General features: G+C 64.1%; 13 protein-coding genes. 11 read left to right on the forward strand and 2 right to left on the reverse strand.

Translation table 11 applies throughout. The annotated features are described in order from the left end of the window. Window positions 1–197 precede the first annotated feature (197 nt). Window positions 198–896, reverse strand: coding sequence for a glutathione S-transferase family protein (locus C7450_RS17725; RefSeq protein WP_110375988.1), 699 nt, complete (start codon window positions 894–896; stop codon window positions 198–200). A gap of 37 nt (window positions 897–933) precedes the next feature. Next, window positions 934–1,638, reverse strand: coding sequence for a glutathione S-transferase N-terminal domain-containing protein (locus tag C7450_RS17730; protein WP_110375989.1), 705 nt, complete (start codon window positions 1,636–1,638; stop codon window positions 934–936). A 369-nt stretch (window positions 1,639–2,007) separates the two neighbouring features. On the opposite strand from C7450_RS17730, the gene C7450_RS17735 reads away from it, so the two are divergent. From C7450_RS17735 to C7450_RS17785, 11 genes are all read left to right on the forward strand, one after another. Next, window positions 2,008–2,745 carry a FadR/GntR family transcriptional regulator gene (locus tag C7450_RS17735; protein ID WP_110375786.1) on the forward strand — a complete coding sequence of 246 codons (738 nt, stop codon included), beginning with the start codon at window positions 2,008–2,010 and terminating at the stop codon, window positions 2,743–2,745. Between the two features lie 39 nt (window positions 2,746–2,784). Continuing rightward, entirely contained in the window at window positions 2,785–4,101 is a 1,317-nt protein-coding gene (locus C7450_RS17740) for an ABC transporter substrate-binding protein (protein WP_110375787.1), read from the forward strand. A gap of 60 nt (window positions 4,102–4,161) precedes the next feature. Then, complete coding sequence (locus C7450_RS17745; RefSeq protein WP_110375788.1) at window positions 4,162–5,112, forward strand: carbohydrate ABC transporter permease; 951 nt, start codon at window positions 4,162–4,164, stop codon at window positions 5,110–5,112. Beyond that, window positions 5,099–5,941, forward strand: coding sequence for a carbohydrate ABC transporter permease (locus C7450_RS17750; protein WP_110375789.1), 843 nt, complete (start codon window positions 5,099–5,101; stop codon window positions 5,939–5,941). The genes C7450_RS17745 and C7450_RS17750 overlap by 14 nt, the downstream gene beginning before the upstream one ends. A 97-nt stretch (window positions 5,942–6,038) precedes the next feature. Then, window positions 6,039–7,406, forward strand: coding sequence for an FAD-dependent oxidoreductase (locus C7450_RS17755; protein WP_110375790.1), 1,368 nt, complete (start codon window positions 6,039–6,041; stop codon window positions 7,404–7,406). Between the two features lie 25 nt (window positions 7,407–7,431). Beyond that, window positions 7,432–8,625, forward strand: coding sequence for a mannonate dehydratase (gene uxuA, locus C7450_RS17760; RefSeq protein ID WP_110375791.1), 1,194 nt, complete (start codon window positions 7,432–7,434; stop codon window positions 8,623–8,625). Between the two features lie 26 nt (window positions 8,626–8,651). Further along, window positions 8,652–9,566, forward strand: a complete 915-nt coding sequence (locus C7450_RS17765) for a PfkB family carbohydrate kinase (RefSeq protein WP_110375792.1) — start codon at window positions 8,652–8,654, stop codon at window positions 9,564–9,566. Then, on the forward strand, window positions 9,563–10,216 hold the full coding sequence (gene eda, locus C7450_RS17770) for a bifunctional 4-hydroxy-2-oxoglutarate aldolase/2-dehydro-3-deoxy-phosphogluconate aldolase (RefSeq protein WP_110375793.1): 654 nt from the start codon (window positions 9,563–9,565) through the stop codon (window positions 10,214–10,216). Before C7450_RS17765 ends, eda begins: the two co-directional genes overlap by 4 nt. Then, the gene (locus tag C7450_RS17775; RefSeq protein WP_110375990.1) at window positions 10,213–11,100 is read left to right on the forward strand and encodes an NAD-dependent epimerase/dehydratase family protein; all 888 of its coding nucleotides are present in this window, start codon (window positions 10,213–10,215) and stop codon (window positions 11,098–11,100) included. The genes eda and C7450_RS17775 overlap by 4 nt, the downstream gene beginning before the upstream one ends. Before the next feature lie 26 nt (window positions 11,101–11,126). Next, complete coding sequence (locus tag C7450_RS17780; RefSeq protein WP_170147293.1) at window positions 11,127–12,236, forward strand: Gfo/Idh/MocA family protein; 1,110 nt, start codon at window positions 11,127–11,129, stop codon at window positions 12,234–12,236. Beyond that, window positions 12,233–13,015 carry an SDR family NAD(P)-dependent oxidoreductase gene (locus C7450_RS17785; RefSeq protein WP_110375795.1) on the forward strand — a complete coding sequence of 261 codons (783 nt, stop codon included), beginning with the start codon at window positions 12,233–12,235 and terminating at the stop codon, window positions 13,013–13,015. Before C7450_RS17780 ends, C7450_RS17785 begins: the two co-directional genes overlap by 4 nt. Window positions 13,016–13,024: the final 9 nt, after the last annotated feature.

The raw sequence follows: 13,024 nt of genomic DNA on the forward strand, positions 1-13,024 counted from the left end.
CGGCGCGGCAGGCGAAGGTGCAGCCATCCCGTGACGGCGGTGACTTACGTCTGCGCCGTCGCGTTAGCAATCAGCCTCAACGCGTCCCTGCCATGCGTGGCGGCCCGACGCGGACGGTGACGCGAGGCGTCACGATCGTGTCGCGTATCGCCGCGGCAGGCAATCGCGCGACGCCGTCCATCACGGCCGCATGCCCGTCATGCGACGCGTGGCGCATTCCGGGCGAGGCCGTCATGGGCGTCGAGCAGGCGCTCCCGCCAGGCAAAAACCGGATCGTCCTGCTCCAGGAGCTCGATCGGGCTGATGCAGCGCGCCCACATCATCATGCCGAAGACGCTGAAGTCGGCATAGGCCGGGGCTTCGCCGCAGAGGAAGGGTTGTTGCCGCAAGGTGAAGCGCAGCGGCGCCAGAGCCTGGCGCAACGCCGCGACATGGGTTCCCGGCTCGGCCGCGAAGGCCTCCAGGGACATCCCGAACCGCTTCTCGCGGGTCTCGCGAAAGTAGTGTTGGTCTTTCGCCGCGATGCGGCTGTGGATGTCGAGGGCGATGACCCTGGCGATGACGGGACCGAGCGTGCCGTCGGCCCAGGCGTTGACGAAGCGGGCAACGGCGCGGCCGGTGTCGCCGCCGAACAGCGTGGGCGTGGGAAAGCGCTCTTCCAGATAGGTGGCGATCTGCCAGGAATCATGGACGACCGTCTCTCCGTCGACCAGCACCGGCACAAGGCCCTGGCCGGAGAAAGCGATGACATCCTTGTCGGTAAAATGAAAGGGAATGCGCTCGGCCTCGAGCCCCTTGTGGGCTAGCGCCATGCGGGTCTTCCAGCAATGCGGGCTGAAACGCACTGCTTCGTCCGCGCCGGCCAGTTCATAGAGTTTCAGCATGTCATCGCTCATCTGGGTCTCGGCCATCCGACCAGGGCCCCGAGGCCGATCACGGCCGCGGGGCGTGGGAGTTCGCCGTCTGGCCAAACAGGACGCTCTGCGCTTCCTTGCTGACGGTCGGCGCCTTGTTGATCGTGTCGGCGATTTCATAGGTCCGGACGACCGAGGTGCGGGCGCCCATCGCATCGTACCAGCGATGGATGGCCGGGAATTCGGAAAGATCCTGCCCGTGACGCGCATGGGAACGCACCCAGGGATAGATGGCGATGTCGGCGATGGAGAAGTCCCCGCCAACAAAGGCGCGATCGGCGAGCCGGCGATCGAGCACCCCGTAGAGGCGATTGGCCTCTTTCACGTAGCGATCCTTGGCATAGGCGACATCCTCCGGCGCGTAGTGAAGGAAATGGTGCGCCTGGCCCGCCATGGGACCGAGGCCGCCCATCTGCCAGTAGAGCCATTGCAGCGCCTCGAACCGCGGGCGTCGTTCCTGCGGCAGGAGCTTGCCGGTCTTATCAGCGAGATACTCGAGGATGGCGCCGGATTCGAAAACGGCGAGCGGTTCACCGCCGTCGTCCGGCGCGTGATCGATGATCGCCGGGATGCGGTTGTTGGGGCTGACCTTGAGGAAACTTGGCTTGAATTGCTCGCCGGTTGAGATGTTGATGGGGGTGATCCGGTAGGGAAGGCCGAGCTCCTCCAGCGCGATCACGATCTTATGGCCATTCGGCGTCGTCCAATACAGAAGCTCGATCAAAACGGCATCCTCCAAATCCCAGCTTCAGTCGCGACGAGACTGTCAAGTTTGACGGATATGTCAAGAATGACGTGGGCGGCCAGGAATGAAATCGCTGTCTTGGATCCCTTGGTCGCGGGACGTTGGGGCTGCCTGTCGGAAGGGCGCGGCGCGGCCGTTCGGCAAGCTGCCCCGACCACTGCCGGGGCCGATCCCCACCAAAATGGCCGCCGCCGACGAGGGCCGTTTCGGCACGTCGCAACCCGATCGAACAAGGGCCTGGCCAGCGCGTCGGGCGTCCTGCAAGGCGCGGCTTCGCGATCCGGCTCAATTCGGCACGACCCGCCGAGAGACTCACTTGACGGCAATACATAATTCGTCATACGTATTATGTATTCAGCTTCGAGGTGGGATTTTATGCGGGTTACAAGGCTCAATGACAGCGGCCGTCGTGAGTTCGTCATCGATCAGTTGCTCGGCTTCATCCGCAGCAAGGAACTGGTCGCCGGGTCACGGCTTCCTGCCGAGCCTGTGCTTTCGGAGATGTTCGGTGTCAGCAGGACGGTCGTGCGAGAGGCGATGCAATCGCTGCAAGCGACCGGCACGATCCGCATCGAGCAGGGACGCGGAACGTTCGTTTCCGAGAATCCCCTGGCACAACCATTCAATGTCTGGGCGTCGATGAACGCGCACCGAATTGCCGAATTGTTTGATGTGCGCGGCATACTTGAAGGTGAAACGGCCGCAAGGGCGGCTGCAAAACGGACGCAGGCTGATCTCGACGAGATTGAAGCAACGCTCGCGGAGGCGCGCCAGAAGGTGGAGGGGACCGACTGGCTGGGGGCGCTGTCCTGCGACGTGCGATTCCACCGCGCCATCACGCAGGCCGCCGGCCTTCCGCTTCTTCAAGAGATGCTGGAAGTGGTGATGCCCGCATGGATCGAGGTCACGTCAAATGTGACAAAGGAAAAGAACAAGGCCGAGCGCCTCGGCCTCGTGCTGACAGAGCACGCCGATGTTCTCAGGGCGATCCGGGCCTCTGATCCGGATGCTGCCCGTATCGCGATGCGCCGGCATCTCAGCAATTCCTGGGCCCGCCGCATCAGGAACGACCAAAGCAAAGACTGAGCGCGCCAAGCGCCAGAATAACCACAGGGAGGTAGAGCCGTGTCAACAAGGAAACCGCTTGTTCATGCGTTGCTGTCGGCCGCCGCGGCTGTCGGTTTCGCCCTTTCGGCGAGTCCGACCTTTGCGGCGGAGAAGATCGTCTTCTGGAACAACTGGGACGGCAGCCGCACGGCGCAGCTCCGTTCCATTCTGAATGAGTTCGAAAAGCAGAATCCGCAATATGTCGTTGAGAACGTCACGCTCAGCAGTGATACGACCGCGCAGCGGATGCTGACGGCGGTCGCCTCCGGCGACGTGCCGGATCTCTACATGACGCAGGCCAACGACTTTCCGAAATGGGCGGGGCTCGGCGCGTTCAGGCCGCTGGACGACCTCGTGGCGCGAGACGGGCTGAAGCTCGACGAGATCTTTTACGCCGGCGGTATCGAAGGCTCGCGCTTCGACGGCAAGCTCATACAGTTCCCGTTCAAGGTGCCGACCTCCCTGATGATCTGGTACAACAAGGAGCTCTTCCAGAAGGCCGGGCTCGACCCCGACAACCCGCCCAAGACCTGGAAAGAGCTCGAGGAGGCGGCAGCCAAGACCACGGTCCGCAAGGGCGACGTTATCTCCCAGCTCGGCGTCAACATCTGCCTGAACTGCTCGACGGGCAGCGGCTCGGAGAATGCCTTCATCGAATGGCTGTCGCGCAATGGCGGCGAGGTGCTGACGCCGGATGCCAAGGGCGTGGCCTTCGATTCGCCCCAGGGCCTCGACACGCTGAAATGGATGCTCGGCTTCTCGCAACGCACGGCCGGCGGATGGCCGAACGCGGTGCGCCAGTTCGGCTCGACCTTCAAGGACCTGCGCCCCAGTTTCTACGCCGGCAAGATGGCGATGATCATGGACGGGCCGTTCCTCTACAACATCATGGCCAAGGATGCGCCGCAGATGCTCGACAAGGTTGGCGTGTTTGTCGCTCCGATCAATAGCGACAATCCGCAGGCGACGGAACGCTATCTGGCCTATGGCACGCCCGGCTATGCCATCCCCAAAGGCGCGAAGAACCGGGAAGGCGCGTGGAAGCTCCTCCAGTTCATCGGCGGCGGTAGCGGCGCCTGCACATTCTTCACCGTGCAGAAGCGCGTCGACTCGCCGCTGCGCAATTGCAAGGTGGACGTACCGGAGGCCTTTGCAGCAGCCTTCAAGGCCAATGGCGATCTCGTGCAGTCGCGCCAGGCGCCAAGTGCCTTCCAGCAGGTCCATGTCCGCCTGCAGCAGATGCAGGAAGCGGTGCTTCTTGGCAACCAGACGCCCGAGGATGCCCTGAAGACGGCGGCCACGGATGTGAAGGCGATCCTCGCCCGCACGAACTGATCCATTGACGACGCGGGCGCCCCATTGCGGCCCCCACCAGCCACCAACCGGATATGGAAAATGGCCGAGATCATCGTCCAGCAACGGCCAGCGTCGGCGCGTCGCGTGCGCCACAAGGCTTCTGGCCTGAGCCATTCGACGCGTGAAGCGCTCTGGGGCTATCTGTTCATCGCGCCATGGCTCATCGGCTTCACGCTCTTCTCTCTGGGGCCGATTCTGGCCACGTTCTATCTCAGTCTGTCCCACTACGACGTGGTTTCGGCTCCACGCTGGGCCGGGCTTGGTAATTTCACCCGTATGCTCTTCGAGGACGGCGAGTACCGAAATTCCCTCGCCGTCACCGTGGAATACTCGCTCATCCGTGTGCCGGCTTGCATCGCGGTCGGCCTGGTGCTGGCGATGCTGATCAACACGCAGGCGCGGGGCATCGGGCTCTTCCGGCTTGCCCTTTACCTGCCCGCGATCGTGCCGCTGGTCGCAGCCTCGATCCTGTGGTTGTGGCTGCTCAATCCGCAATACGGCTTTGTCAATCCAGCGCTGCGCGATTGGTTCGGCGTCGTCGCACCAAACTGGCTGCGTGACGAGAAGTTCGCGCTGCTCGCCATCGTGAGCCTCAGTGTCTGGCAGATCGGCCATACCATGATGATCTTCCTGGCGGGCCTGCAGGACATTCCGAAGGAACTTTACGAGGCGGCCGACCTTGATGGCGCGGGCTTCATGCAGCGGATCCGTTTCGTGACGCTGCCGATGCTCACGCCCACGATCTACTTCAATCTCATCATCGGCATTATCAATTCGTTTCAGGTCTTCGCCGCGGTCTTCATCCTCACGCGCGGCGGGCCCGCCGGCCAGACCATGGTCTACATCATGTACCTCTACCGGCGCGGCATCGAATACCTCGAGATGGGCTACGCATCCGCCATGGCGCTGGTCTTGGTGGCGATCATCCTGTCGCTCACCATCCTCATCATGAAGACCTCGGACAAGTGGGTGAATTATGACCGCGTCTGAGCAATGGTGGTCGGAACGCGGCCGCTTCATCGTCCTCTTCGGTCTGAGCGCCATCTGGCTGCTGCCGGTGGTGCTGCTGACGGCAACCTCGCTGAAGACCCAAGGGCAGCTCTACGAGCCGATGCGCGTGCTGCCGCAGCCCGTGGCATGGGAAAACTACTGGACCGTCATGGTCGAGGCCTTTCCCTTCGCGCGCTATATGCTCAACTCGCTCGTCGTTTCGGTTCTGTCGGTTGCCGGCGACGTCCTGTCCAGCGCCTTCATCGCCTACGGCTTCGCCCAGCTGCGTTTCCCCGGACGCCGGGCTCTGTTCCTCATCATGCTCTCGACCATGATGTTCCCGTTCGCGGTGCGGATGATCCCGCTGTTCTTGATTTTCAAGCAACTGGGCTGGATCAATACTTATTATCCCTTGATCATCCCGTCATACCTCGGCACGCACGCCTTTTTCATCTTCCTGCTGCACCAGTTCTTCCGGGGCCTTCCGAAGGCTCTCATCGAATCCGCGCGCATCGACGGCGCCAATGAGCTGCAGATCTGGTGGAAGGTTGTGCTGCCGCTCTCGAAGCCGGCGCTCGCCGTCGTGGCGATCCTCGCCTTCGAGCAGAGCTGGGGCGATTTCCTTTCGCCGCTGCTCTATATCAACGATACGTCCAAATACACGCTGCCACTCGGGCTCTATAGCCTGATTACCGGCGACGATGTCGCCAGCCAATGGCATCTCGTCATGGCCGGGACGGTGACCATGATCCTGCCTGTCATCATCATCTTCGCGCTGGCCCAGCGCTTTTTCGTGCGGGGCATCACCCTGTCCGGAATGAAAGGCTGAACCGCCTGCGGTTCAAGGGGAACCGCGAGCGTGCTGCTGCACGGCCGGCTGGCCCGGCTGTCCCACAAGAACCCGATCATGCTTTTGGAGCTTGACCATGCAGTATTCCCGGAGCCTTGGCGTTTCGGCCAGTCCCGATGTGCTTGTCTGTGGCGCGGGCTGCGCCGGTACGGTGGCGGCCATCGCCGCCGCGCGTGAAGGCGCCTCCGTCCTTCTCATAGAGCGCTTCGGCTTTTCGGGCGGCTACATTACCGGCGTCATTGGAGCGTCCTTCGACGGCTTCGTGGATCTGCGGAGCGGCCTGCCGGTCGTCGGCGGCATCGTCGAGGAATTCGCGCGCGGGGCCACGGGTGGCGGCAGCGATGTGATGACGAGGGCGTTCAGCCCCAGCAACGAACTGCGCGAGCTGCGAGATACGCCAAATCGGAACAAGATCCGCTTCAACCTCGAAGGTTTCAAGCGGCAGGCCGACCGCATGTTCGCCGAAAGCGGTGCGAAGGTGCTCTACTATACCCAGGTCGTCGATGTGATCTGCAAGGGCGGCCGCGTGGAGGGCGTGGTCATCGCCAACAAGGCGGGCCTCAGCGTGGTCACGCCGAAAATGGTGGTCGACGCCACGGGCGATGCCGACGCCGCCGCCTATGCCGGCGCCGATTTCGATATGGATGACGAGATGCAGCCGATGAGCCTGCATTTCCGCATCGGCAACGTCCACATCGACAAAGACACGCGCGACCAGTGCAGCGCCGCGTTGAAGGAAGCGCATCGCAAGCGCGATCTTGCCCTTTATGGCGGTCCGTGGATCGGCAGGCTGGAAGCGGACAGCGAGGTCTATGTGAACGCCTGCCGCGCGGCAGGCAGTGGCATCAATCCCGAGGACCTGACCCGCGCGGAGGTGCAGGGCCGCATCGATGCGGCGCTCATGTTCGATCTTTTCAAGCGGCATGTGCCGGCGTTCAAGGATTCGTACCTATCGAGCACCGGGCCGTTTGCCGGCGTGCGCGAGACGCGCCGGATCGCGGGCGACAGCAGGCTGACGGGCGATGACATCGATCAGCAACGCAGCCAGAAGGACGTGATCGCGCTCGGCTGCTGGTGGCGCGACCGCCATCCCAAACATGCCTCCGGCTACCATATGCACGAGATCGTACGCCCCTATGACATCGGCTACGGCACCCTGCTGCCGCGCGGAATAGACAATATGCTGGTCGCGGGCCGCTGCCACTCGGCCGATGGTTCGGCGCTGGCCTCGAGCCGCGTGACGGTGACGGCGATGGCGATGGGCCAGGCCGCAGGCACCGCGGCGGCACTGGCCTGCGCCAAGGGGACATCGACCCGCGGCTTCAAGGTGTCGGAGCTCCAGTCGCGCCTTCTTGCCAATGGGGCTGTCATCCTCGACAGGGCGGAAAAGGTCCTTTCGGTCGGCGACGGCATGGATGACGTGCCCGCCTCGGCGGTGCGCTGAGCTCGGCTGACGAAGGAACGCGGACATGAAAGCCACATGGAGATGGTTCGGCCCATCCGATCCGGTATCGCTCGATGGCGCGCGCCAGGCTGGCGCAGCCGGCATCGTCTCGTCGCTGCATCACATTCCCGATGGTGAGGCCTGGCATGACGACGCGGTGCGGCTTCATTCGGATCTGATCCGCGCCGCCGGCTTCACCTGGGATGTCGTCGAAAGCATTCCGGTCAGCAATGACATCAAGGTGCGGGGTCCGCTCTGGCACCAGCATATCGACAACTACAAGGCGAGCCTCGCCGCGGTGGCCGCCGCCGGAGTGAAGGTGGTCTGCTACAATTTCATCCCCGTGATCGACTGGGCGCGCACCGATCTCCGCTATCCCCTGCCGAGCGGATTGGCTTTACGCTTCGACCTCACGGATTTCGCGGCCTGTGATCTGTTCATCCTCGAGCGTGGAAACGCCGCAGCCGCTTATGACGCAGCGATGCTCGAACAGGCCGAACAGCGTTTCCGCGCGATGTCGCCGGAGCGCAAGGCTCAACTGGAAGCCACCGTGCTCGCGCCACTTCCCGGAGGCACGATCGCCTATTCGCGCAAGGGATTCATGGAGACCTTTGCGCGCTACGAGGGCATCACCGAGGATGACTATCGCGCCACGCTTCTCGATTTCCTACGTGAGGTCGTTCCGGTGGCGGAGGAATATGGCGTGCGCATGGGCATCCATCCGGACGATCCGCCCATCAACCTGTTCGGTCTGCCGCGTGTTGCCGGCACGAGCGAGCAGTTGAGGCGCATTGTCTCGGGCGTCAAGTCACCCGCCAATGGCGTGACCTTCTGCGTCGGCTCGCTCGGCGTACGCGCGGCGAACGATCTGCCGGCGATGGTTCATGAGCTCGGTCCCGACATCCATTTCGCGCATCTGCGCAATGTGAAGCGCGAATCCGCAACGATATTCCATGAAGCGGAGCATCTTGGCGGCAGCAGCGACATGACGGCCGTCGTGTTCGCGTTGAGGCGGGAAGAGCTGCGCCGCCGGGCGGAGGGGCGGCACGACAGCGACATACCATTCCGGCCGGACCACGGGCATCTCATGCTGGACGATGTCGACAAGGCGGGAACGCGTCCGGGCTATTCTGCGATCGGCAGGCTCAAGGGGCTCGCCGAGCTGCGTGGTGTCATCCACGGCTTCGACCTCGCGGTTCGCCAGGGCCTCTCGGTCTGACGGTCCGGCCATGATTGAAGCCATCCATGACTGAAGCCGTTCCACCCATTCTCTGTGTTGGCGCACTGACCTGCGATCTGATGCTGCACGTGCCGAGACTGCCGCAGGGGCCGGGGAAATATCTGGCCGATCGTGTCGCGCTGGTCGCGGCGGGCATGGCGACGAGCGCGGCCACAGCCATCGCACGCCTCGGCTGCCATGTGGCCCTCTGGGCCTCGGCGGGGGAGGATGCAATCGGCGATTTCCTCGTTGCTGAGATCGGGCGGGAGGGCATCGAGACATCGCATGTCAGGCGGGTTCCCGGCGTATTGTCGGCCATCGCGTCGATCACGCTGGATGCGCGGGGCGAACGGATCGTCGTGCCGCACTACGATCCTGCGCTTCTTACCGCGCCGGGCTCTGATCCATTTGCCGCTAGGGATTTCATCGGCGTTCTCGTCGATGTGCGCTGGCCCGCAGCGGCCACCCATGCGCTGAACGCGGCGCGGACGGCCGGCGTTCCGGCAATCCTCGATCTCGATGTCGGAGCGCCGGAGATCCTGGCCGGTCTCGTTCCCTTGGCGTCCCATGTGGTTGCGTCGCTGGACGGAGCGAGCGTGCTGTGCCCCTCCTCATCGTCGGCTCGGGCCGTGAGGGAACTGTCGGCGATGACGGACGCCTGCGTCATCGTGACCGAAGGCGCGGACGGGTTGAGCTGGTGCGTGCCGGGAGGCGACATCAGGTCCATGCCGGCCTTCCACGTCGAGACCGTCGACACCAACGCTGCCGGGGATATTTTCCATGGTGCCCTGGCTGTCGCGATCACGCGGGGGCTCCTGCTGGAAGAGGCTTTGCGGTTTGCCAGCGCTGCGGCAGCCATCAAGTGCTCCCGCTATGGCGGCCGCAGCGGCGCGCCGACCCGGGTCGAGGTGGAAGGGTTTCTGAAAGCGAGGCAGCCATGAGCAGGGAATGGATTGGCCGGCTCGGCGCAGCGCGCGTCATGCCGATCGTGTCGGTCGGCGACGTTGATGCGGCGACGGCGCTGGTCGACGACCTCGTGGCGGGAGGAGCCGAGGCTATTGAGATCCTGCTGCGCAGCCCCCGCGCGCCGGAGGTTCTGCGCCTCTGCCGCCGGCGCCACCCGGAGGTGTTGCTGGCGGCGGGCACGGTGATCAATGCCGCGGGCGTCGGGCTCGCCGTTGAGGCCGGAGCGGATGTGATGATCAGCCCGGGCCTGACACCCGCGCTTGCAGCGGCCGCGTTATCGTCGCCGCTCCCTCTCGTGCCCGGTGTGCAGACCGCCGGCGATGTCATGCTGGCGGCGGAATACGGGCTGGATGTGCTGAAATTCTACCCGGCTGAACCGAATGACGCAGCGACGATCCTCAAAGACTACGCGAACGTGTTTCCCGGTACGCTGTTCGTCCCGACCGGCGGGATCGGCGAAGCCGCATTGCCGAAATATGCGTCGCTGAGGAACGTTCTGGCCGTCGGCGGGAGCTGGCTTCACGCAGGCCTGCTGCCGGGCGCAACTCGCCCGGCCGCTCTGTCCCGAAACATGTCAGAGGCCCGGAGGCTTCTCGGCGCCGCTGTTGCGGGGGACGGCTTATGAGGCGTCGATGCGTCGTGTCGGGGGCTTCGGGCCTGCTTGGGCGTCGGTTGGTCGAGCGATTCGTCGCCGACGGATGGTTCGTGACAGGATTGGATCGCGGCCCGTTCCCCCTCCTGCCATATGCGCCCGACGAACACCATGGGATCGACCTGTCGGCGCCGCACGATCTCGCGCCGCTGCTCGCCGGAACGGATGTGCTGATCCACGCGGCGGCTATAGCCGACCTCGGGCGTGGATATTCCGAAGAGGACGTGCTGGCCCTCAACACAGCGACCACCGCGCGGTTGCTGTTTGCCGCGGTCAGAGCCGGCGTGCGGCGCGTGGTCTATATCTCGAGCCAGTCGGTGCTCGGCCTCTCGCGGGGGCCGGATCTTGTCCCGCCATCCTATCTGCCGATCGACGAAGCGCATCCGGTTCGGCCGCGCGACGGCTACGCGCTGTCCAAAAAACTCGGCGAAGACCTGCTGGCCCTGCTTTGCCTTCGGGACGGATTGACCGGCATTGCCATCCGCCTGCCGGTGGTGTGGGAGGCGGACCATTTTTCCGAACATGTTGGAAAGCGCATCGGTGATCCGCAACAGGCCGCGCGCAGTAACTGGGCCTATGTAGATGCGCGGGACGCTGCGCAGGGCGTTGCGCTGGCGGCGGCAGTGCCCGCCGGTGGATATCAGCTGTTCAATATCGCCGCAGAGCATGCGTTCTGCGAGCGGTCCCTTTCGGAACTCGTCGCCGAATATTACGGCCGACTTCAATGCCGCATCGCGCTGGATGGCAGTCCCTCGCTGTTTTCTGCGGAGAGAGCCATGGAAGCGCTCGGCTATCGGCCCCGATACCGATGGTCACACAGCGCCATTCTCGACTCTGGCAAGGCGTTGACCGTCTAGACAAGGCTTGGAAAGGAACATTCACGATGGCGACAGGTGCTGAATCCGGAAGACGGCTTCGCGTGGGCCTCTTGGGAACGGGAGGTGTGGCGTCGAAATATGCCGCGCTCTACGGCGAGTATCCGCGCAGTTTGCTCGTGGCCTTGCATGATCCGTTCGATCCCGGCGCGGGGGAACTCGCTGCCCGCTTCGGAGGCAGGGTCGCCGCCAGCGTGGAAGACCTTATCGCCAGCGATATCGACGCGGTTGTCATCTCCACGCCGAACCCGTTACATCTGGCGCAAGCTTCGGCAGCGCTGAAGGCGGGCAGGCATGTCCTGCTTCAGAAGCCGATGACCGTGACGCTGGCACAGGCGGAGGAACTGGAGCGCGTTGCCGAAGACTCCGGCAAGGTTCTGGCGCTCTATATGAACTCGCTCGACAATCCCGTGTTTCGCGATCTGAGACGCATGATCACGGAGGGCGTTCTGGGGAAAGTCGGATCGATCAACTGCAAGCTCGCCAACGGTATGGGGCATGTCTGGCGCAACCGTCCCGCGAATTTCTGGCGCGGGTCTCGCGCTGCCGTCGGTGGTGGGTCCTTCGCCATGCTTGCATGCCATTATCTCAATCTCGCACAGTGGCTTTTGGATCAGCCCATCATACGGACCACCGCGATTGGCACGAACCTGATGTGCGACCATATCGAGGGTGATGACCTCATGTCCGCCATCGTGGAATTTGCCGGCGGCGAACTGGGGGTGATCGAAGCCGCATGGTGCGTGAAGGGCGAACAGATGTCGCTGCACGGCAGCGCTGGGTCGTTCGCCTACATCGACAATTCGGTCGTCACCATGAAGGCCGACAGTCCGTTCATCGGGGAGGCCATCCGCTATGAGACACCAGGCACCCGCGTCGTCCTCGATGGGCTGCTGGCGCCTGCGATGAGCGATTGGACAAATCCCTACAACCAGCATCGCTGTTTCGTGGACGCCATGCTGGACGGTACTCCGGTGCCGATGCCGGCGGGGAAGGGGGTGCAGGATATGCGCGTCCTGGATGCCGCCTATCGCTCCAGCGCCGGTGCGGTCCATGTCGCCGTCCATGTCGCCATCCATGTCGCGGACGATGGCGCCGTTGCGGAGGCCGTAGCGTGAGCGCCGCCGGTTCGACACGGCGCCTGGTTCTGGTGACCGGCGGAAGCGACGGGATCGGGCTCGCAACCGCGCAGGCCTTCGCTGCGGCCGGCCACGGGGTCGCCATCGCAGGGCGCGATCAGGCGAGGCTTCTGTCCGCGCTGGCCGTATTGCCGGAGGGGGCGTTGTCGGTGGCGATGGATGTCGCCGATTCCGGATCCATCGCACGGGCTGTGTCGCGCCTGTCGAGCGACGGCTTCCAGGTCGATGTTCTCGTCAATAACGCCGGCCTGATGGGCAATGCAAAACCGCTGGGGTCCGAACTCGACAAGGAGTTGCGGCGCAGCATGGATGCCAATGTCTTTGGGCCCGCGCTGCTGTGCAGCCTGCTCGTTCCCGATATGCGGAAGAGAGGCTGGGGGCGGATCGTCAATGTCGCCTCGTCGGCGGGCCTTTTCGCGCCGCTGCGTCAGCTTCCCTACTCCACATCGAAGGCAGCGCTGATCGCCCTGACTCGCGGCATGGCTGTCGAACTGGCCGGCTCAGGTGTGACCGCCAATGCGGTCGCGCCAGGCCCGGTGGCCACCTCCGCCTATGTCCGCGCCAAGGGCGAGGCCGGTGCCACCGCCCGTGCGCGCTCTATTCCCTCCGGACGGCTGGCGAGGCCGGACGAAATCGCGGCGGCCATCGTTTTCCTGGCCGGCGACATGGCGGGGCACATAACAGGGCACACGCTTTCCCTTGATGGTGGGGAAGCGGCGGCAGGTCCCTACACAACAATGTTTCCACCGGGGAGTTAGCGCAAGTCC

Origin of the sequence: Chelatococcus asaccharovorans, assembly GCF_003201475.1 — a bacterium.
Lineage (GTDB): Bacteria > Pseudomonadota > Alphaproteobacteria > Rhizobiales > Beijerinckiaceae > Chelatococcus > Chelatococcus asaccharovorans.

Excerpts from the sequence above, each read along its gene's own strand:
- C7450_RS17725 (WP_110375988.1), bottom strand. The coding sequence starts at position 896 with ATGAGCGATGACATGCTGAAACTCTATGAACTGGCCGGCGCGGACGAA.
- C7450_RS17735 (WP_110375786.1), top strand. The coding sequence starts at position 2,008 with ATGTATTCAGCTTCGAGGTGGGATTTTATGCGGGTTACAAGGCTCAAT.
- C7450_RS17745 (WP_110375788.1), top strand. The coding sequence starts at position 4,162 with ATGGCCGAGATCATCGTCCAGCAACGGCCAGCGTCGGCGCGTCGCGTG.
- C7450_RS17750 (WP_110375789.1), top strand. The coding sequence starts at position 5,099 with ATGACCGCGTCTGAGCAATGGTGGTCGGAACGCGGCCGCTTCATCGTC.
- C7450_RS17755 (WP_110375790.1), top strand. The coding sequence starts at position 6,039 with ATGCAGTATTCCCGGAGCCTTGGCGTTTCGGCCAGTCCCGATGTGCTT.
- uxuA (WP_110375791.1), top strand. The coding sequence starts at position 7,432 with ATGAAAGCCACATGGAGATGGTTCGGCCCATCCGATCCGGTATCGCTC.
- C7450_RS17765 (WP_110375792.1), top strand. The coding sequence starts at position 8,652 with ATGACTGAAGCCGTTCCACCCATTCTCTGTGTTGGCGCACTGACCTGC.
- eda (WP_110375793.1), top strand. The coding sequence starts at position 9,563 with ATGAGCAGGGAATGGATTGGCCGGCTCGGCGCAGCGCGCGTCATGCCG.
- C7450_RS17775 (WP_110375990.1), top strand. The coding sequence starts at position 10,213 with ATGAGGCGTCGATGCGTCGTGTCGGGGGCTTCGGGCCTGCTTGGGCGT.
- C7450_RS17780 (WP_170147293.1), top strand. The coding sequence starts at position 11,127 with ATGGCGACAGGTGCTGAATCCGGAAGACGGCTTCGCGTGGGCCTCTTG.